Origin of the sequence: Propionivibrio soli (assembly GCF_025770765.1) — a bacterium.
GTDB classification, from domain to species: domain Bacteria; phylum Pseudomonadota; class Gammaproteobacteria; order Burkholderiales; family Rhodocyclaceae; genus Propionivibrio; species Propionivibrio soli.
The window spans coordinates 121,345-141,673 of record NZ_JANZKY010000012.1 but is presented as its reverse complement, the minus strand read 5'-3'; the positions used below and the strand labels follow the sequence as shown (position 1 = coordinate 141,673).

At 59.5% G+C, this 20,329-nt stretch carries 16 protein-coding genes; 1 reads left to right on the top strand and 15 read right to left on the bottom strand.

Annotated features, from left to right (window positions below):
* Window positions 1-225: 225 nt before the first annotated feature.
* Window positions 226-1,401, top strand: coding sequence for a glycosyltransferase (locus NZ453_RS15125; RefSeq protein ID WP_338051170.1), 1,176 nt, complete (start codon window positions 226-228; stop codon window positions 1,399-1,401).
* 13 nt (window positions 1,402-1,414) lie between these two features.
* On the opposite strand, the gene NZ453_RS15120 is transcribed toward NZ453_RS15125, so the two are convergent.
* From NZ453_RS15120 to NZ453_RS15050, 15 genes are read right to left on the bottom strand one after another with little or no spacing between them, the layout of a single operon-like run.
* A complete protein-coding gene (locus NZ453_RS15120) occupies window positions 1,415-2,590 on the bottom strand; it encodes a glycosyltransferase (protein ID WP_263771521.1) in 1,176 nt (391 codons plus the stop codon).
* Complete coding sequence (locus NZ453_RS15115) at window positions 2,583-3,770, bottom strand: beta-L-arabinofuranosidase domain-containing protein (RefSeq protein WP_263771520.1); 1,188 nt, start codon at window positions 3,768-3,770, stop codon at window positions 2,583-2,585. The genes NZ453_RS15120 and NZ453_RS15115 overlap by 8 nt, the downstream gene beginning before the upstream one ends.
* 16 nt (window positions 3,771-3,786) lie before the next feature.
* Window positions 3,787-4,629: an AAC(3) family N-acetyltransferase gene (locus tag NZ453_RS15110; RefSeq protein WP_263771519.1), complete on the bottom strand. Its 843-nt coding sequence runs from the start codon at window positions 4,627-4,629 to the stop codon at window positions 3,787-3,789.
* Window positions 4,629-6,053: a glycosyltransferase gene (locus NZ453_RS15105; protein WP_263771518.1), complete on the bottom strand. Its 1,425-nt coding sequence runs from the start codon at window positions 6,051-6,053 to the stop codon at window positions 4,629-4,631. Before NZ453_RS15105 ends, NZ453_RS15110 begins: the two co-directional genes overlap by 1 nt.
* On the bottom strand, window positions 6,050-7,300 hold the full coding sequence (locus tag NZ453_RS15100) for a glycosyltransferase family 4 protein (protein ID WP_263771517.1): 1,251 nt from the start codon (window positions 7,298-7,300) through the stop codon (window positions 6,050-6,052). Before NZ453_RS15100 ends, NZ453_RS15105 begins: the two co-directional genes overlap by 4 nt.
* Window positions 7,301-8,875, bottom strand: a complete 1,575-nt coding sequence (xrtA, locus tag NZ453_RS15095) for an exosortase A (protein WP_263771516.1) — start codon at window positions 8,873-8,875, stop codon at window positions 7,301-7,303.
* Between the two features lie 10 nt (window positions 8,876-8,885).
* On the bottom strand, window positions 8,886-10,247 hold the full coding sequence (locus tag NZ453_RS15090; protein WP_263771515.1) for a putative O-glycosylation ligase, exosortase A system-associated: 1,362 nt from the start codon (window positions 10,245-10,247) through the stop codon (window positions 8,886-8,888).
* Between the two features lie 18 nt (window positions 10,248-10,265).
* Window positions 10,266-11,621: a phenylacetate--CoA ligase family protein gene (locus tag NZ453_RS15085; RefSeq protein ID WP_275983213.1), complete on the bottom strand. Its 1,356-nt coding sequence runs from the start codon at window positions 11,619-11,621 to the stop codon at window positions 10,266-10,268.
* Entirely contained in the window at window positions 11,621-12,724 is a 1,104-nt protein-coding gene (locus tag NZ453_RS15080) for a glycosyltransferase family 4 protein (protein ID WP_263771514.1), read from the bottom strand. Before NZ453_RS15080 ends, NZ453_RS15085 begins: the two co-directional genes overlap by 1 nt.
* Window positions 12,724-13,938 (bottom strand): TIGR04063 family PEP-CTERM/XrtA system glycosyltransferase, encoded by a 1,215-nt coding sequence (locus NZ453_RS15075; protein ID WP_263771565.1) that lies wholly within the window; start codon window positions 13,936-13,938, stop codon window positions 12,724-12,726. Before NZ453_RS15075 ends, NZ453_RS15080 begins: the two co-directional genes overlap by 1 nt.
* A 2-nt stretch (window positions 13,939-13,940) precedes the next feature.
* The gene (locus tag NZ453_RS15070) at window positions 13,941-15,884 is read right to left on the bottom strand and encodes an XrtA/PEP-CTERM system amidotransferase (protein WP_263771513.1); all 1,944 of its coding nucleotides are present in this window, start codon (window positions 15,882-15,884) and stop codon (window positions 13,941-13,943) included.
* 23 nt (window positions 15,885-15,907) lie between these two features.
* On the bottom strand, window positions 15,908-17,131 hold the full coding sequence (locus tag NZ453_RS15065) for a TIGR03088 family PEP-CTERM/XrtA system glycosyltransferase (RefSeq protein WP_263771512.1): 1,224 nt from the start codon (window positions 17,129-17,131) through the stop codon (window positions 15,908-15,910).
* Window positions 17,128-18,354 (bottom strand): TIGR03087 family PEP-CTERM/XrtA system glycosyltransferase, encoded by a 1,227-nt coding sequence (locus NZ453_RS15060; protein ID WP_263771510.1) that lies wholly within the window; start codon window positions 18,352-18,354, stop codon window positions 17,128-17,130. Before NZ453_RS15060 ends, NZ453_RS15065 begins: the two co-directional genes overlap by 4 nt.
* Window positions 18,355-18,358: 4 nt before the next feature.
* Entirely contained in the window at window positions 18,359-19,441 is a 1,083-nt protein-coding gene (locus tag NZ453_RS15055) for a FemAB family XrtA/PEP-CTERM system-associated protein (protein WP_263771508.1), read from the bottom strand.
* Window positions 19,442-19,454: 13 nt separating this feature from the next.
* On the bottom strand, window positions 19,455-20,318 hold the full coding sequence (locus tag NZ453_RS15050; RefSeq protein WP_263771507.1) for an XrtA system polysaccharide deacetylase: 864 nt from the start codon (window positions 20,316-20,318) through the stop codon (window positions 19,455-19,457).
* Window positions 20,319-20,329 lie beyond the last annotated feature (11 nt).

The following is a 20,329-nucleotide window of genomic DNA, read 5'->3' as shown; positions in this document are numbered from 1 at the left end:
CCGGTTTTACCAAACCTTCCTCTCGAGCATTACCAAAACCCTACTCAGGATTGCCAGCGTATCAGGCGGAACACCCGGAAATGAACCAATTATTTCGCATGTAGTCGCAGATCGTGCAATTTATGTACTGTGTAGAATGGTTCTAGGAACAACCGAACGAGGCACGTGCCTTCTGTTTCGTTTTCTTTTTGTATTACCTACCAGCCGGCCCCTTTCCTTAGAACGATGGCTCGACCAAAAATCGCTCTTTTCTCGCATGACATCGGTGGGAACAGCATGTACAGGACGCTCCTGTTATATCGCGCTCTCCAGCCAAGCTATGACGTCGAGATCGTTGGATTTGATAAAGGGCGGGGACTGTGGGGACCCGTTCGATCTGAGCGTTTGTCGCTGCGCAGCGAACCGCTATCCGGATGGGGATCCCTTGCACGTTCAAGTTACCGATTGCTTGCTCCCTTGGAAGCCGATCTCGTCATCGCATCCAAAGCCCGGCTACCAAGTTTCGGCCTGGCGCTCGTCAATCGGTTATTCAGAGGAACGCCAGTCATCCTCGACGTAGACGACGACGAACGTGCGATGACGCGCCCTCCGGAGACGGTCAAGGCCCGTACCATCCTTGCCTACAATCTGCGGAACCCTGATGCCTATTTTTCGGCGCTTGCCATGCATCGCATGGCGCGCAGCGCTGATCACGTATTCTGCGTCTCCGAGTTTTTCCGCAGCCTTTATGGTGGCTCGATTGTTCCCCATGGCTTGAAGCCGCACGAATACTACGTAGCCTCTGAAAGCGTGGACTCCTTGCGTTCCGAACTGGGTATCCACGAAGCGTTCGTCGTCGTGTTTGTCGGAACGCCTCGTCCGCACAAGGGAATCGCCGAAACGCTGGAGGCCGCCCGGCGCAGCGGTATCGATGGAATAAGGGTGGTCGTCGTAGGCACCGCCAAAGGTGACTCCTACGTCGAAAACCTCGCCGCCGAGTACCCGGACATTCTCGTGCCCGTCTCATCTCAACCATCCGAGCGAATCCCATACTACTTGGCGTTGGGCGACGTAACTGTCATCGCTCAGAAAGACTCGCCTGAGTCGCATGGCCAGATGCCGGCAAAACTCACCGACGCGATGCTGGCCGGTTTGCCGATCATCGCAACCTCGATTTCCGACATACCGAAGTACCTCACCGGATGCGGCATTCTTATCGAACGGGCGGACCCCGATTTGATTGCGCAAGGGTTGCGATGGGTGTTCGAACATCCGGAGGAAGCGAAGTCGTTCGGGCTCGCCGCCCGGAACGTAGCTCTCGAAAAACTAACGGATAAGGCAATCTCCAAGACCATGCAGGCGGCCATTTCAGCCGTGATGCAGAAACGGAGAGCGAGTCGGCGGCCAGCGGAAAAAGCCTGAACTGCCTCGGCAGTCACGCTCCTAACGCGTACAGGCGGTTCTCCAGGAAGTCCACGCGGGCATCCCACGAGTTCTCTTGAGCGACGGCTTGGCGGCCTTCCCTGGAACCGGCTCCGGCTGCATCGAGTTCCGTTTGAACGGCTCGCTCCCACTGCTCGGAATCGCTGGCCAGATTGACGACATTCGAGAACGGCAGCACGGCTTCCAAAGGCGTGCTGACGACCGGCAGACCACAAGCGAGATACTCGTGCAACTTGAGCGGCGAGCACGCCGTCCACCAGCCACTATCGTCCGAGCGGTAACACATGGTGTTCACGTCCATGTGTCCGACATAAGCCGGGACGTCGCGACGATCCTTCTGGCCGACGAAATGGACGTTCGCCATACCTTCAGCTTCCGCGAAGTGCTGTGCCGTGTAATCGTCGGCAAGAATCTCGTTTCGTTCGATGCGGCCGATCAACACCCAGTGCCAGTCCGGTCTTTTCCGCGCCAGGGCGGTAATCAATCGGAAATCGACCTTGCGGTTGATAGCCCCCGCGTACCCAATCCGCGGGTGGGGAATCCCACGAAGATCGTCGGGTTCCGGTGAAGCGCATCCCGCCGAAAAGGCATCGATGTCCGCCCCGTTGGGTAAAACCGTAACGTTCTCAGCGCCCAGGCTGCGAGCGATGCCCTCCGACGACGCCGTGATCAGCGCCGCCCGCTTGACCAATGCGTCCTGCAATGCCGATCCGTCCTCGGTCCAGCCGGACTGGCTGGCATAAACGTCATAGGCGTGAAAAACGACGTCACAGGGTTCGAGATGCTCTATATAAGAGAAAAACCGCGGATCAAAAAGCATTGCGATCACGCGTTCTCCGGGTTCCGCCACCGCCGACCGGATAAACCGTGCGTGCCGACGCAGGGCCGACCGGTCAAACCAGAGAGAACCCTGCCACCGGGCACCGATCTTCCCGGGGATCGCATCGCTGATTCCATCGCGTAACTCGATGCGGTTGAACATGGGGCTGACGCGCCAGCGTGCCGATTCGCGTTCCCACCAGTCCAGCGCACCATAGCTATACACAACGGGCCAGCCACGCTTGCCGAGGCGCGATAGCAGCTGCTGTCGGTTCATCCATTCCGGCTCGACCCACGGATGGTGCGCGAAAGCGATAATCGGGCGCCGGTGGGCTTTTGCGTCACGCATTCCGCCGCCCCACGATGACGTACTCGCGCCCTTCCATGCGGTTAGCGTCGTCCATCATCAGTGCGTCAGCGTAAAACTTGGTGGCCCAGTTGGGGTATTGCCACGGGTGGTAGCCGCCATTGACCGGGTGGGATCCCTTGATACCGCCCACACTCGCCGGGTCTGCACCATGGTCGGTGAGGTGTTGCGTCATTTTCACGAACTCGAGAATTCTCGATGTCGCATCGCGGTATTTCTTGTCTCCCGTAATCTGATAGAGGCGGCCCCAGTTGATTGCAAGTTGGCAATCCCCCGTGAGACACGACCAGCCCACCGTCGGATGCCAGCCATCGTCAAAACGCCCCGGCAGTTTTCCATTCGCGGGCAAAGCGGCAATCATCGCATCCCCGATGGTCTGCGCCGCCGCGAGCAGATTCGACCGGCCGCTCGCCTCGCCAATTTCGAGCAACCCGCGCATCGCGTAGGCGATCGTGTGCGTAAACGGCTGCGAACTGTCCTGCAGACAATTCTGGGCGAGCCAACCGACGGCGTTGCGCTGCGTCAACGCCCATTCCGCATTCCTGACTGCCGCGTTGAGGTAACTGCGATCGCCGGTGATGTTGTAAACCCTCGCCAAGCTCCAGGCGGTGCGGGTGTTGTACGTATTGACGTGTTTTCCGGTCATCGGCGAGCCGAACTTACGCCAGCAGCCGTCCGCGTCCATCACCTCGATGAGCCAATTTGCGGCTTTGACGGCCGCCTCCCGATAGCGCTCATCGCCCTCTTCCTCGAAGGCGCGCGCCCAACCGAAAATCACCTGGCCGGTGTTGAAAATCGTCGGCCGATCGGAATCTCCTAGCGCACCGGCAAGAACCCCGCCCGTTGGATGCTGGATCTCAATTTCCCAATCCGCCATGCGCTTGGCGCGAACCCGAGCGTCTTCGTCTCCGGCGATGGCCGCATACCGATAGAACGTAGGAATAATGTAACCCGTGGTCTCAGGGTACGCCGGTGCCCAGCGACGTGAACGAATCAAGTAGGTTTGCGCTACGCCACCGTTCCCGGTAACGTCCTGCGCGCGCTTGAGCCAGCCGATCGCCGCATCGAGGTGGGTACGATTGTCCTTCGGGTGGGTCATTCCCAAGCCAAAGGTGTCCTTCAGCACCATCGACTTAAGCCTGAGGGTTTCTACGATTCCCATGGTCTTCCTTAGCGTTCTATTCTTGGTGGGCAGGTGGATCGAAAAAATGACGGCCTTCGGCAACGAGCGTGTGCGCGGCCTGCACCACGTCAGCAGCTCTGAGCCAGGTCAATGCCGTGCGTCCTATACGGCCTGTATGCAACGTGCCGTCGGCAAGCAGGCGTTCGACCAGCCGGTGTTCGCGCCTGGCCTTGTTCGCCGCGGTCGCGAGTACTCGGACCGTCTGCACGTGCTCATTGCCGTCCTGGTCGACGACTCGACCGGACATCATGGAGGCTTCATACAAGGGAACCGGCAAGGTTTCGGCCAGCATGTCCTCGACGAAATGAGTAAAAGTGAACGTCGCGAACGGCGCGTCGATACCGAGAATCAGTGCGTTGCGTTCGAGCATCCGGGCAAACGGCGACGTCGCGCCAAACGGCCGGTCCGTATCGCCGTGGCCGGCCAGGAAAGAAGCCGCCTCGCTTCCCCAAGCCAGCAGCGGGTGGGTGACGCTAAGGCTGCGCACGACGCCTTCTGAACGCCGAAAGGCCTCCGACAACAAGCCCATCATCGATGGCGTACGTCGAACATCGAGAAGCTTGTTCCGGGCGAGCCACTCCGCCGAACTTATGTTGTGATACGGCATGGATGTCATGACGAGAAGCCCGTCGTTACCAACCGCGCTCTTCAGCGCGCGTACCATGTCGGAGGGCTTTCCACGGAAGCCGTTATGAGCGAGCCACGAAGAATGCACGACGAGCGTCGCCCCCGGAAGAACGCCGCACTTCCTCAGCCTGGCGACGAAATCCTCCGGCCCGTAAGCGAACACCGTACTCGCCGCCAGCGCCTTGATGCGTGGTTTCAACCTAGTCAGCATCAGGCCGTCTCCGGCCTCCGTCCGGCGACAAGCTCATCAAGCAGACCGGCGAAGCGTTGTGTAATCGCGCGCCGGTCGAATTGGGCCAAGTACTCATCGTCGCTCGCCACGGCTTCCGGTACCGGCTTGGCTAACCATTCGCGCAACATCGATTCGCAGGCGTCCACTGACTCGGCCGGCACGGCGCGGCCAAGACCGGCGCGTTCGATGATCTGTTGTGTCGCGCCAGGGTCGCAGAGCGCGAAAATCGGGCGCCGCGCGGCAACGTACTCGAAAAGCTTACCCGGGATGACGCCGTCCGACGTCTCGCCGGTGTCGACGATGAGCAACAGGTAATCGCAATTCACCTGCGCATTCATGGCGTCGGCATACCCGACATCTCCGGCGAAATCATAGAGGTGAGCAATCCCGTAACGATTCAGGATTTCGTCGTAGCGCGCCCGTATGCCGCTTTCCACGCCGCCTAGGATACGTACCCTCACCTGCTCGACAAGTGCTGGATCACTGCGATAAATCCGCCCAAGCGCTTCCGCGAAAGCATGACCCCGACGGTTCTTGAACAGCCGGCCCGTGTAGACGAACTGGATCTGGCCGTCGCCAAACGTCCTGGTCCGCGTTCTCGCGTCGTAGAGTTCGACGTCGTATCCGTTGGTCAGCGTTTCCCAGCGTCCTTTGACGCCTGGATGGAGCCGCTGCATGTAAGCGGTTTTCGGTTCCGACACGGTGATCACCATGTCTGCCGTCTTGAGCAGACGTTTCTCGATCAGAAGCTCAAGTTGCTTGCGCCATCCGGGTAGCCATTCGCGTAGCACATCGCCATACCAAAGGTCGCGGTAATCGGCAATCCAGGGAAGCCCAGTTTTTTTCCGCACTTCATAACCGACGAAGGCACTGGAGAACGGCGGCAACGTCGTGTAGATCGCGTCGATCTTGCGCTCGGCGCAAAGGCGTAGACAAACCGTGGTTGCCGTCTTGGCCCACGGGGTAAAACTGTCGGGGATATGGACGAAGTTCTTCACAAACCAACGGACCGCACCGTGCGCCCGATCGAATACCGAAGGGGACTTTGCGGCTGAGGCCGGCGCTACGGCCACGGGGCTCCCGGAACCGCCGGTGGCCGCCAACGCCGACTCGCGCGCTGTGGCTACGCCTTCCCCACGACCCAGCAAGCGCTTTACCGTTTCGGCAATGCGAGCCTCGATGTCCACAAGGGGCAAACGGATGACTTCAACCCCTTCGGCGATTTCGTTCAGTAGCTTGGCGTCGTAGTTCGGCTCGCGCCCCGATGGCTCCAGCGTCACCACGATGGCTTTCCAGCCATGGGCCCGCAGATGCTCGACGAACTTCACCGTGCGAATCCGGCCAATTGTCTTCAGCGGCGGGAACTCGCCGGCAACCACGAGCAAGGTACGTTCAGCCTTCATCTCCGCACACTCTCTCGATTCGCCGTCAAACCGCGGCATAGCGATTGGAACTCAGCGGCCCGACTGACCCAGTTATTGGCCTGGGCATGCGCCAGCCCGCCCTGTTCAAGACGACGGCGAAGATCGTCATCGGAGAGCAGGCGAATGATCGCGGCGGATATCGCCTCGACATCGTCTCCGTCGACGAGCAGGCCGGTTTCGCCGTCGCGCACCGCCTCGACTGCGCCTCCGGCGCGACCGCCAACAACCGCGCGGCCGCATGCGTTCGCCTCCAGGAAAACCAGGCCGAAGCCTTCCGTGTCGCCATCCGGCATTGTTCTATTCGGCATAGTGAAGAGATCGGCGCTCCGGTAAGCCGCTACGAGATCGGCATCGGATAGCGGCCCGGTAAGCGTTACGTTTGCAGACAGACCAGCCGCTTCCACCGCCTGAGCAAGCTCTTGACGCTGAGGCCCGTCGCCGACGATGACGAGGTGGGCGTCCGGGTGTTTAGCGACCACGTCCCGCCATCCGCTGATCGTGCGGTCGAATCCTTTTCGGGGAACAAGACGACCCACACCGACCACGAGGCGCTTCCCAAGTAATCCCCAGCGCTTCCGAAATTCCGTGTCATCCGAACCTGGGGAAAAGCGGCTCGTATCAACCGCATTCTCAATCAAATGTACACGTTCGGCAGGCAGGCCGAGATCGTCGATCAGCGTGCGTTGTGTGAATCGACTCACCGCAATGATGGCATCAGCCCGCCTGAGGTTCTGCAACCGGCGATTGCCGAACGAGCCCGCGTCAAATTGCGTCGTCACTTCCTCGCCGTGGATATAGTAAACGACGCGGCATCCGGTAAGCTTCCGACATGCCTCGCCGAGCCATGCAGACGAAATAAGCTCCCCAAGGCAGATGACGCGAACATTGTATTGACGGATCAGCTGCAGTGCCGTGCGCAGCACGCGCAGGCGTAGCGGAATGTCGATGGTCAGAAAGCGCCATGCGGAAACCAGTTTGTTCCGCGGAGCAGGCAGCATTGGCGGCCTGAGCAGATCCAATCTGTGTACCGGATAGCCGCACTGCCGATCATGTGCCTGCCATCCCGCGATTTCTTCGTGACGGTCGTAATACCGGCCCGCCGCAAGTACGGCGATGGTTCCTGGCGGGGACAAACGGCAAAGGCTCGCGTAGACGTTCGCCGACCCGCCGTGGATTGGCGCGAAGATACTGGCGACAAGCAGACAAGCGGATGATGTGGAGTCCATCTATGGCCTTCCTGCTTGCATAAGCGGCGGCGGGTTCTCTCGCCCCGCATGAACCGCATCAAGGTCAGCGAGCAGTGTCGGCAATCGCTCACGAATGAAGTCTTCGATCCTTCGTCTGTAAGTTTCATCTCCTGGCACACCAGAGGCCGTAATCACGATACTGGCGCCGTCGTCTCCGCGTCCTGTCACAAGATTCAGGGCCTGGAATACTTTGCTTATCACATCGCTCGTCGTCGTAAGCCCACCCACCCAGTACAGAGTACCGACCGCTGCCACGGCATCCGCCTTTGCGTAATACTCCGCCCGCAGATCGGGAATGCCTTCGGCAGGCGAAGGAATCCGTCCACTACTCCGCCATCCCCAAACGTGGCTCGGCTCGATGACGTTATTCACGTTGATCAATTCCGCCCCTTGGTGCTGATCGCGGTAATACGCGACAGTCAAGCCAATTTCGCCCTCTTCAAAGCGGTAGGTTCCGCGGTGCACCGCACTCGCGCCGACAAACTGTGACTCCACCATAGGCAGTGTTGCCCTAACCGCTTCCAGGCTCTCGAGCGTTTTGGTGAGATCGAGCACGGGAGCGGGCCGCGGCGATGGATTCATGACGCCTTGTGCCGCCTGGGTCCACCCCGCCGCTATGGCAATCATTACGATCGCGGCACCCAACGACACTTTTCCGGAAGAAGCACGCGCGAGTGGCCCAGCTTTCCGTAAGGGTTCTTCATCCCGCCAAGTGGAGCCGACATAAAAGCTACCGATGACGCTGACAGCGAAGATTACCCAGCCGAAAGCGAGGTGCGACAGTCCCAACCCCCACTGATTGTTCGAGAGGTGCGCCGCCATGACGATGACGTATGCACGCAGCCAGTTGGCGAGCAGCGGAAGGATGATCATCCAGACGATGAACAACACGCGCTTTTGCCAGCGCGAGTAGGTGATGTAGGCAAAAATCGACCCGACAAAGAAGGAAGTCAGCAGATAGCGAATCCCCGAGCAGGCTTCGACGACCGACCAACTACCACTCGGGATGACGAAATAACGGTCCTGTTGTAGTACCGGCACCCCACTGGCGCGCAGCCCGACGACCGTGGCGTTGGCGGTCCAGTCCATCAGCGTCGGCAAAATATCGTGGCCGAACGGAATGGCAAAAAGCAGAAAGCACAACGGCCCGGCGAGAATTCGGAACGCACGCCAGCCAAGAATCGCCCACACCGCCGCCTGGAGCATAAACACCAGCGCAAACTGGACCACCACTCCCGCAGAAACCAACTCTCCCGCAAAGCCGGCCAGGCCCGCTACGAGCGCCGCGGCGAAACCAGCTTTCGATGGAGCAAACGGCGCACCTCGCAACAGTTCTCGTTTGCCCCATGCCAGGTAGGCCACGACAAGCATCACCACATAACCATGTGCGTGCGAAGGAAGCGTCTCCCAAGCCTCGACAATCAACGCCACCTGGTCTCGGTAGGCGAAAAGAATAGCGCCCCAGGCCGCACCCACAGCTGCCCATGCCAGGCGCCGGGAGGTCACTGTGTCCTCGGTGAGGTTCAGCACTTTGGAATCGCTATTCAAGATCATGCCCTCCGCGCTACCGGCTGCCCGAGTAAGCCATGGCCGCTTCCTGTCGTCCCGAGGCAGCGAATCCAACGGCCCCAGCGGCCGCAGTGCAGCGCGCATCCTCGGCCAATTGATCGCCGACGAGCCGTTCGGTACACAGCAAAATCACCATGATGTAGAACGGCATATCCCAATAAGCCAGGCTGAGGAAAGCGCCGCCCACGGCGAATCCGACCAGGCTGACCTTCGCCATCGAGCCGAGGATGTTGGCCCATTCAAATTCCGGTTTCCCCGTCGTAATGCGCACGACGCGCCCTGCCAACCGATATGTCAGGAACCAGAAGGTCAGATAGAGCAGAAGGCCGATGTATCCGTGTTCTCCGAGCACCTGAAAATAAATGCTGTGCGCCACAATGACGAAGTTCGGGTTCGGGGCGTACTGCATGTAGATAGGCGGAGAAGCGGTCTCGAATCCAGCCCCTAGTAGCCGATCATTCGCGATGTTGATCGCCATCGTCCAGGCGTTGATGCGGCCCATCGCGGAGGCATCTTCCTCGTAGGTGCTGATGGTGTGCATGCGCTCCGTCCAGCCCTCGGGCATGAAGACCAGGGCCACCGCAGACATCAACACGAAAACGATGCCCAGTGAAATCTTGGATTTGCTTCGCCACCACAGCACCGACCCCATGGCCGCCATTGCCAACAAGGCGCCGCGCGAATGGCTTCCCAATGCTGAAATTAGGCACAACGGAATCGCCGCGTAGAACCCAGTGGTTAACAAGCGCGTTGAGAACCAACGGAAGAACGGCATTTGCTTGATCAACGGCACATGCGTCGCCAGATAGTAAAGAAACGGCACGGTGATAATGAGCGCCACCGCCAACTCGTTATTCCCTTCGATGACACTCATCGGCGGTCCCCAGACCAGATGGTTGCCGCCGGTCATGATCGTGAACACTCCTCCTTTTATGCCAAAGAAGGCAATGGAACCCGTCACAACGGCAACCAAGCCGAGGATTTCTTCTCGAGACCGTACGACCGCTGCGACGACGAGCGTCATCAACAGAACTTTCAGCGTTTCAATGTAATGGGTAACGCTCGTGCTGAACACAATGGCTCCGAGCGTCGTCACTCCCATCCATGCCGTCAGTGCCACGAGAAAGAAAACCGTGGTCCCTTTCGGCCAACGGGTTTTTCCCGGGTTGATCAGGATCGCACCCAGCAACACACAGGCGGCGATCATTGCGAAGGGGAAGTTGTACGCGAAGCCCCAGCCTAGACGGTGCGGATTCATCAGCCCGATCCAGACCCACAGCAATGCCGCCACGTATGGCCGCCGCAACGCTAAGGCGAGCGAGCCGAAGAAGACGATGGTTACGAAGAGATCGCGCATAGAAGCAACAGCTCCGTTCTAGGCTGTTTGGATGGCGTGACTTACGATATAGCGGAATTTCCCCGACGCTTCGGCGGGTATGCTTTGGGCCAGCTCCACCTGTACCTCGACAGAGCTTCCAAGCCGTTGTTTGAATCCTGTGATCACGTCAGCAATCCGGTTTTCAGTGAACGGCGGTTCAGTGACCATGAGGACACGCGTCAGTTCCCGGCTTTCCTGAATGACCTTGAAAGCCTTCATGCCCGGAATATCGCGCAGAATGTACACGAGCGACAGCCCGTGCATGACCGTTCCATCCGAAGCCACGACGAAGTCCGTGCTCCGGCCCTGGATGTCCTTCAGCAACGGCAACCCACGACCGCACGGGCACGCTTCATCAGACAACGTCCCAATGTCGCCTGTCCGGTAGCGAATGAAGGGGAAGTCCGCCGTAGCCAGGTGCGTCACGACAATTTCTCCAGCTACGCCGGTCGGCTGAACGTTTCCTTGCTCGTCGATGATTTCGACGATCACGTCTTCCGCCGTAATATGCATGCCCCCCGCAGGGCACGCATGGGCAATGAATCCGGCGTCGCGCCCGCCGTAGCCGTTGGCAACCGGGCAACTGAAGGCCGCAGAAATGACCTCCCGTTGATGGTCGTACAACCGCTCGGACGTACAGAAGACGACCTTGACTCCCAGATCGTCGAGCCGAACTCCCTGTTTCTTGGCGTGCGAGGCGATATGGCTAATCGCCGACGGGTAGCCAAAAACCATCTTGGGGCGGCGCTCCCTGATACGCTCGACAAAGCGGGAGACATTCGCATCCGACATCTCGAACGCAGGCAATAGTTCGGTCCGCATCAGTGCATCGCGCAAGCCCCGCACGCGATCCTGAGCACCCAGTTCGATCGGGGATCCCCAAACAACGATCTCGGGATCGCCGATATCCACGTCCCACCAACGGGTCGCACGCCACTTCGCCGCCACATCGTGGCTCACCCGTTCGTTGCCGATGAAGAAGATCAACGGCTCGCCAGACGACCCGCCGGTATTGAATCGGGCAAGATCATGGGCGACGGCAGACTTCATGCGGTCGCCCTCTGCGCGAATAACGGCTTTGGTGAGAAAAGGCAGGTGCTCCAGATCCTTGAGTGAGGTAATCGCCTTCGGATCGAACTCGATGCGCCGGAAGCAATCCCTGTAATGCGGCACATGTTCGGTCGCCTTCGTGAGCAAATCGCGTAGCCGCTGCAGGCGGAGAGCATCGAGACGCTCTTTCGGCCACCACTGCGATTCATCCATTGCCCGGCGGATCGCCACCGTACCATGCCCTTTCAGCTTTTCCTGCAAGGGGAACAAAAGGTTGGCCACCAACGAGGTGTAAAGGCTCATTATTGTGTCTCCCACTGCTCCAGGCTCGGTCGCGCGGCCGTGCGATACACGTCGGACAAAACAGGCCACACCCGGGACCACGTATACTTTTGTGCTTCGGTGAGCCCATTGCCGACAAGACGCTCGGACAGGGCGACATCATCCATCAGGCGCAACATCGCTTCGGCCATGGCTTTTGGCGAGCGTGGCGGAACGAGCAAAGCGCTATGCTCGTGCTTCACCAGGTATCGGATTCCGCCGACATCGGTACTGACGACAGGGACCCCGCTTGCCAAGGCTTCCAGTATCGATACGGGCATGTTGTCCGCAAGGCTCGGGTTGACGACGACAGCCGCACGTTGATAAGCACTAGCCATCGCTTGCCTGTCCATGCGACCGGCAAACTCCACAGCACTGTCGACGCCGAGACTTCGTGCCATTGCCCGCAGAGATACTTCGGAAGGCCCTGATCCGGCGATGGTCAGGCGCGCATCCGGGTAAATGCGATGTACCACGGCAAACGCCTGCAGCGCGGTCTCGTTGTCGTAGACTGGCTCCAGATTGCGCGGCACAAAGAAGTTTCGACGTGCGCCAAGAGGAGGACGCGCGTGGTTGAAGCACGAAAGGTCGACGACGTTGGGAACGATCATCGCCGCCAGACCAAAGCGGCCGAACACGGATTTAAGAAACCCCGACGGCACGATCAACGCGCTCGCCTGCCGCAAGCTCAACGATACGCAGCGAGCCGACTGCCCGAGAAACGCCTCCGCTTCACCGCCGTGGTAGTGCACAACGACCGGCTTCCCGCGCAGATGTGCAATCCAGATCGCCGGTGCGGCAAACAGATGCCAAGACCAGCCCGAATTTGCCATCACGTGGAAAAGGTCGCACTGCGCAGCACGTCGCCACAACGCGAGAAGATAGGGCATGAGTCTAAAAAGGGCACGCAGAACAGGAACATACGCGATCCAGGCGGGACGGTAAGCCGGGTTCGTCTGGATGAGGTCAACCTGCAACCCTTCGTTCCTGAGCAGTTCCGCCAATTGCAACGTCTGCGTCGCCATGCCTCCTGATGGCGGCGGCAACGGCCCGACAAGCGCCAGGCGCATCCCGAAGAGGGACATTACGCCAGTCCTCCGCCACACAGACTTTCATACACCGCCTGGTAACGGCCGACCGAGTTCTCCCAGTTACGCTCCTTCTCCACGAATTGGCGGCCGGCCGTACGTAGTTCAGGCCAATACTCGCGCTTGGCCAACAGTTTGGTGATCGACTCGGCCAACGAGCTTGCGCTTCCTGCATGGAAAAGGACACCGGTCTCACCGTCGCGGATCAGTTCCCGATGCCCGCCCACATCGGAGGCCACGAACAACCTACCTTGGGCCATCGCTTCCAGCGGTTTGAGCGGTGTCACGAGTTCCGTCAAGCGCATCGAGTGACGGGGATAAGCCAGTACGTCGATGAGGTCGTAGTAGCGCTGTACCTCCTGATGAGGAACGCGCCCCGTGAAGACAACTTTGTCTTCGATCTTCAGCCGCTTCACGCGCTCCTTCAGCGCCGCTTCTTGAGGACCACCGCCGACCAGCAGCAGCCGCACGTCGGGAAGCCGGAACAAGACCAGCGGAAAAGCTTCGAGCAAGAGGTCGAGTCCTTCGTACGCGTAGAAAGACCCAATGAAACCAACGACAGTGCAACCGGCCAGGCCCAGTTCGGCCTTCAAGGCTTCATCGGGGACACCTGTCGTATCGAAGGCATCAACGTCGACAGCATTCGGGATCACCGTCACACGGTTGGGCGGAACACCACGCGCCAAGATGTCTGAACGCAGCCCCTCGCAAATCGTCGTAACGTGATCGGCTCGCTTTAGTGCCCAGGTTTCGAGATTGCGCGTCATTCGGTACCGCGCGCTGCCTTCGTGCGTCGTCCCATGGTCAACGGCCGCATCCTCCCAGAAGGCGCGAACTTCGTAGACAACTGGAATCCCAAGCCGATGGCCGACGCGCAAAGCAGGGATCGCATTCAGAACGGGCGAATGCGCATGCAGGATATCCGGCCCGACTTTGCGCACCACCTCGAGGAGGCGCTTTTCAACTCGACGGATCAGTGCCAGTTCGCCAAGGACCGGCAACCGGTTAATGCCGCCACCAACACCGGGCGTCCGAAAGAAGTGCCACCCTTCGACATCCTCTTCCATGAGCGAGCACCCGACGTGTTTCGGTGTCGTCAGGTGAAACGTTTCCCAACCCCGCTTGCGTTGCTCGCGCAGGATCGAAAGCGTGCGGAACGTATAGCCGCTATGCAGCGGAATCGAATGATCGAGGACGTGCAGAATCCGCAAGCTCATGAAACGACTTCCGCTTCTTCAAGGCCCCGCACGGTCGGCTGCTGCGTCGTGTCCAGGACGTTGCGTAAAAAGGCTTCGAACATCAGCAGCGACCACAAGGAGGCGCTGTAATCTTGGGCACCCGACTGATGAACGTCGATGAGTCGTTCAAGATACGGGCGGTTGAACCAACCGGTATCCGCAAGTCGAGAGCCGAGAAGCGACTCCCGAACACGTTCGCGTAGCGGACCGCGAAACCAACGCGCCAACGGAACGGCAAAACCCATTTTCGGGCGGTAGAGGACATCGTGTGGCAAGTACGGTTTCATTGCCGTCTTGAGTAAATGCTTTCCCTCCTGGCCCCTGATTTTCAGAGAGGACGGCAAGGTCGCCAGCCATTCGACGAGTTCGTGATCCATCAGCGGCTCACGGACCTCGAGCGCGTGTGCCATGCTCGCACGATCCACCTTGGTGTTGATGTCGCCGACAAGATAGGTCTTCAAGTCGAGATACTGGATGAGCGCAAGAGGATCGTCGGTGTCGGCCCGGGCCGCGTGGCGATCAAAGACTTGCGAGGCGTCGTAGCCCGCGATCTCGGCCTTGAAACGAGTACTGAACAAGCGCTCCCGCATTGGCGCTCGCAAGACGGATACTGTGTTGAAGTAATCCTGCACCGGCCCGCGCGCGAGACTCTCGAATGTCGTTTTGGCCCGGAAAACGCGCGGCGCCCAATCCGCCTTGGGATAAACACGGCCGAGGAAACCGAACAGCGGTTCGCGAATGGCTCGAGGCAGTGCTTTGCGCCGCAGTTCCTCCGCGAGGTGTTGCCGATAACGGCTATAACCGCCGAATGACTCGTCGCCGCCATCTCCCGAAAGCGCCACGGTCACGTGCTTGCGTGCCAGTTCGCAGACCCGATACGTTGGAATCGCCGAGCTGTCGGCATACGGCTCGTCATAGAGCCGGGCCAGGCGATCAATCAGATCGAAATCGTCGCTCTCGACCGTCTCCACCCGGTGATTCGTCCGGTAGCGATCCGCGACCGCCTGTGCGAACTCAGACTCATTGAAGGCCTTCTCGGCGAATGCGATGGAGCAGGTATTAACAGGACCATCCGACATCCCTGCCATTAACGCGACGACGGCGCTGGAATCCACGCCACCCGAAAGGAACGCCCCAAGCGGCACCTCGGCAATCATGCGCAGCCGGATCGATTCGTTAAGTCGTCGATTGAGTTCGGCGCAGGCGTCCTCAACGCTCACCGGGTTGTTTAAGGTAAACCGCACATCCCAGTATTCCCTTGGCTCGGGCACCGGCTCCCCGCGCTTGACCAGCAGAGTGCAAGCCGGTGGAAGCTTCCTCGCCTGGCGGAAGATGGTGCGCGGCTCCGCGACGTAGCCGAGCGCGAAGTATTCTTCAACCGCGAGAGGATCGATCGTCCGGTCGAGGCCGCCGTGGGCGAGCAGCGACTTGAGCTCGGATCCGAAAAGGAATGTGCCGTCCTGAAGCTGCGCATAATAGAGCGGCTTGACGCCAAGCCGGTCGCGGGCCAGAAACAGCGTTTGCCGGGAGCGATCCCAGAGCGCGAACGCAAACATACCGCGGAAACGCTGGACGCACTGTTCGCCCCAGCTTTCCCACGCGTGCACGATCACCTCGGTGTCGCTGCGCGTATGAAAAACGTGCCCGAGCGCCTTCAGTTCGGGAATTAGTTCCTGGTAGTTGTAGATTTCGCCATTAAAGACGATACAGACGGTCCCATCTTCGTTGTACAAGGGCTGCTGCCCCGTCGACAGGTCGATGATGGACAAGCGGCGATGGCCAAGACCCACGCCAGGCTCGATATGCAGGCCGCCCTCTACCGGACCGCGATGGTGTTGCGACTCATTCATGCGCGTGAGCACCGCGCGCTCGATGTCACGCCTACCGCGGATATCGAAGATGCCCGTTATTCCGCACATATCGGTAACTCACTTTTCTTCATTCAACTCCGCGCTGTGGGCGCTCTTTCGCCGGCAAAGCCGGGCTCCGTACGGTGCGAGCCCAGCAGACGGTCGTACAACGACTGGTAGCTCTGCACCATCGCCGTCAGACTGAAGCGACGCTCTGCGAGTTCGCGCCCTGCGCGTCCGGCCCGCTTCGCTCGCCCGCGATCGCGCGCATAGGCGACGATGGTTTGGGCCATGGCATCTACGTCGCTCACCGGAACCAACTCGCCGGTTTCGCCTGCGACGACGAGTTCTCCGTTACCGCCGACATCGGTCGCAATGACCGGCAGACCGCTGGCCATGGCTTCGAGAATCGCGTTCGAGATGCCTTCCGACAACGACGGCAGTACAAAGCAATCGAGTCCGCGCAGCACATCGGGAACATCGCCGCGCTCACCCGGAAGCCACGCTATCTCTCGACAACCCGCCTCCGTCAGCAAAGTCTCGCACTGAGCTTTCAGCGGACCGTCCCCGACCAAAACGAGACGCAGCGAAGCCTTCAATTCCGGCGCGATCTCCAACGCCCGGATAAACGCCCGCACCAGCGTCGGCTGATCCTTGATCGGCTGCATCCTGCCGACGGTGCCGACTAGCCAATGGTTCTGATCATTGAAAGGGCAACCAGCAATCGGCTGTCTCGTATCTGACGGTTGGAAACGCACCGTATCCACACCGTTGTAGATATGCTCAACGCAGTCCTGCCGTATTCCGATCGTATGGGTCAGATAGTGGGCCAGGTTGCGCGATAGCGCTATGTAATAAGTCACGAACGGACGGTAAAGCCGGCGAATCCACTGGTACTTCCGATTCGTCCCGTCCATATCGGAGACATCCCGTCCGTGTTCTCCATGAATACGAATCGCCGCTCCCGCGGCCCAGGCCGGGACAACGACCTCGAGCGCCCCGAGATTGCGGGTATGAACGATGGCCGGTCGCAATTGGCGGAAGACGCGGTAGATCTTGGGATAGATCCATAAGGCATGACCGGGTGGCTTCTCGAGCGCTACAAATTGGACGTCGTCGCGACGAATACGCTGCCGGAAATCCGTCACGTCGGTCAACGACACGATGGCATGCCGATACGCGTCGCGCGGCATATGGTTGATGAGGTTCACAATGCCGTTTTCGAGCCCACCGACATCAAACCGGTACATCACATGCACCACGAGCGGCCGGCTATCGCTGATCCGCTCTTCACCCAATGTTTCCCGGGCATTCATGCCGCGGCTCCTGCTGGGTTCGCAGATCCCTCCTGAAGCAGCAGATCATCGATACGCGCCAGATGCGCGTCCCAACTGTAACGTTCGAGCACCCGGCGCCGTGCGGCTCGCCCCATCACCTCGGCTTCCGCCGCATCGTCCAGCAGCCTTTCAACATGACAGACGAATTCCTCGGGCGCGCCCGCCGTCAGAAGGTCTTTGCCCGGGACCGCGTCGACAGCTCCGGCGCATTCTGCGGCCGCAACAACCGGTACCGCCATCGCCATGGCTTCGAGAATTTTGTTCTGTATGCCCCGTGCGACGCGCAATGGCGCCACAACCACCCGGGCGTAACGCAGGTACGGTCGAATGTCGGGTACGGTACCGGTAACCACGACGTGCTCGTCGGCGAGCGCCGTTACCGCCGGTGCCGGGCTGCGCCCGACGATGTAGAACCGCAATTGCGGACTGCGTTTGAGGAGCGTGGGCAACACCTCGCGTGCAAACCAGCTGACACCATCAATGTTCGGCCAGTAATCCATGGCACCGGTAAACACGAGCGGAATTTCTCCCGGCGCATAGGGCGATTCCAAGTCGTGCTCGGGGGAAAAAAAATCGGCGTCGACGCCATTGCAGATGGCCTCGACCTTGTCCACACATTCAGGGGCGCGGCTCACGAACAGAGCCGTCTCGTTTTCGGTAACAAAAAACGAACGTGCTGCGCGCCGCGCCACCGAACGCTCGAACTCCAATAGACGCTCACCCTCGCGACGATAGAGCCAGGACATTGGCCAGCGATGGTTTGGCGCGTACTGCGTCCATTTTGCCGAATCGACATCGACGAAATCGACAAGGGTCCGCAGCCGGGACATATCGGGTATATAGGGTGCCATGGCGGAACAAAAAACCACCGCCGCATCCACGGTCAGCGTCTCGACCGTACGCCGTACCCACCCGGCCAAACCGGGGTCCCGGTAGTACGGCAAGGTAAGCGGCTCGCCGCTCAGCAGGCCCACAAGGCTTTTCGCTTTTGCCAACAGAGGGTTGAGTTTGGCCACGTACGCATCCGCGCAATAGCCGCGCACCGTATCCAGATAGGCCTCGTCCTCCGGATCGTCTATGAACGTCCCGAGGTAGATGCGGTGATCCTTCGCGAGGTGCTTGAGCAAATGGAATGAGCGTACCTTGTCGCCCTTGTTCGGGGGATAAGGCAAACGATGGACGAGATACAGAATCTTTGCCACGCGCTCACCCTAGATTACGAACGATGAATGGACCGAGCCAGTTGGCAAGGCCGATGGGCATGCGACGCCACGCTTCGATAAGCAGGCGGTATTTCGCATTGTTCGGGTTATTCTGGGGAATCCCTTCCCGCTTGTAGAGACAGTATTCGTAATACAACGGCTGCGGTTCGAAACCCCAGTTCTTCTTGAAGGCATAGGAGCCGGTCCCCTGCTTGCTTCGCCCGTAATCGAACACGCGAATTCCGCGTTCGCAAGCCCGACGCATAAGCTCCCAGTACTTGAAGTCATTGCCTGCCAATTCTCGCGCGGACAGGTCATCACCGGCGTAGTACGGCAGGACCTCGTCCCGGAAGTAGAAGCTAAGGACACTGCTTAGTGGGCGACCCTCCGGACCGACGACGGTCAGAATCTCGCAGTCGTCACCAAAAACGCGCTGGAGCGAGTCGAAGTATCGCTTCGGCAACGCCGGCGTGCCGTGCCGATGAACGTTGTCTGCGTACAGGGAAAAGAATCGGTCCGCCGTATTGTCGATCTCGCTGCGCAACCCGTTCTTGATTCCCTTGCGCACCATGGCGCGCTGCTTGCGCGGGATGGTAAGCATGTTGGCTTCGACATCGGGTTCCAGCGTCTTGCGGAATGTCACATACAAATCCTGGCGGGGCCAGTCCGCATGATGTTGCTCGCAGTTGCGGAATTCCAGGTGTTCGACACCCAACTCAATCGCCAACGCCTGCGCCTCGTTTTCAAGCATTTGAGCGGCCTCCTCGCTATTGGCGGCGATACCGCCATAGACAGCGAAAGGAAGGGAGACCAGCGCGTTTCCGAACATCAGGCTCTTGACGTGTGCAAGAGGGAGAACGCCTTCAATGATGTCGCCGCGTTCGGCGTATAAAAAATAGGTGGGGTGCTTGAAAATCTCTTCAATGATTCTCTGCCACGCCGCCCGGTGAAAAAAAGTTGCCCGAGGGCACGTATTGACGAACGCGTCCCATCGCCGTCCCCCAGCTTCGTCCACGGATAGGAGCCGTTTCACGCTTACCCGTAACCGATCTGCATCGGCCCGCACCTCTTCACTTGCCATTTTCATTGCGCGCCTCCGATCAGAAGCGGTCCCTGGAAGCTGTGGCCTGTTCCAGGAAGATTTCGTCCATGCGCCCCCACGAAAAATCCGCCAACAGGCGTTCGAGGCGCTGCTCCGTCCGATGCAGGTTGAGGTAATGCCGGAAGCGCGTCTTGGCATCGATGCCTTTGATGCGCGGTTGTTCGAAGTCGATCTCCCAGGGATGGAAGTAAAATACGGCGGCCTGGCAATCGATATCGTTGACGCGACGCAACAGCCAACGCGATACCGCGTAAGGCATGAGGCGGAAGTACCCGCCACCGCTCGCCGGCCAGTTGCGTTCGAAGAAGCGCGCCGTCGTGACCGGAACTTCAAGCAGACCAACACGAACGCTATGCGCGAAGCGCGGCGCATCGGGCATGCCGTAGTGATCATGCCGAATCGGATAGATGCTCGAGCTGTATCGATACCCCGCCCGCTCGAGACAATCAAACGCCCAAAGATTACGCTTGCCGATAGAAAAACTAGGGGCTCGGTACCCCTTAACCTCGTGTCCGGACAAATCCTCGAGCAACCGTTTCGCCGACTCGATATCGGCGAAAAACAGCTCTTCACTGAGGTCGCTGGCCCGTTGGTGCCCGTAGCCGTGGCTTGCCAATTCATGCCCGCCGTCAACGATTGCGCGGATCAAACACGGGTAGCGCTCCGCAATCCAACCAAGCGTGAAAAATGTCGCCTTCACACTGTGCTTATCGAGCAAGTTCAGAATGCGTTCAACATTGCGCTCTACGCGGCATGCTCTCGAATCCCACTCCTCGCGAGGGATATAGGGAGCCAGCGCAGAGACCTGAAAGTAATCCTCGACGTCGATGGTCAGCGCATTAGTGATCGTGTTCTTGGTCATCGCGGCCTTAG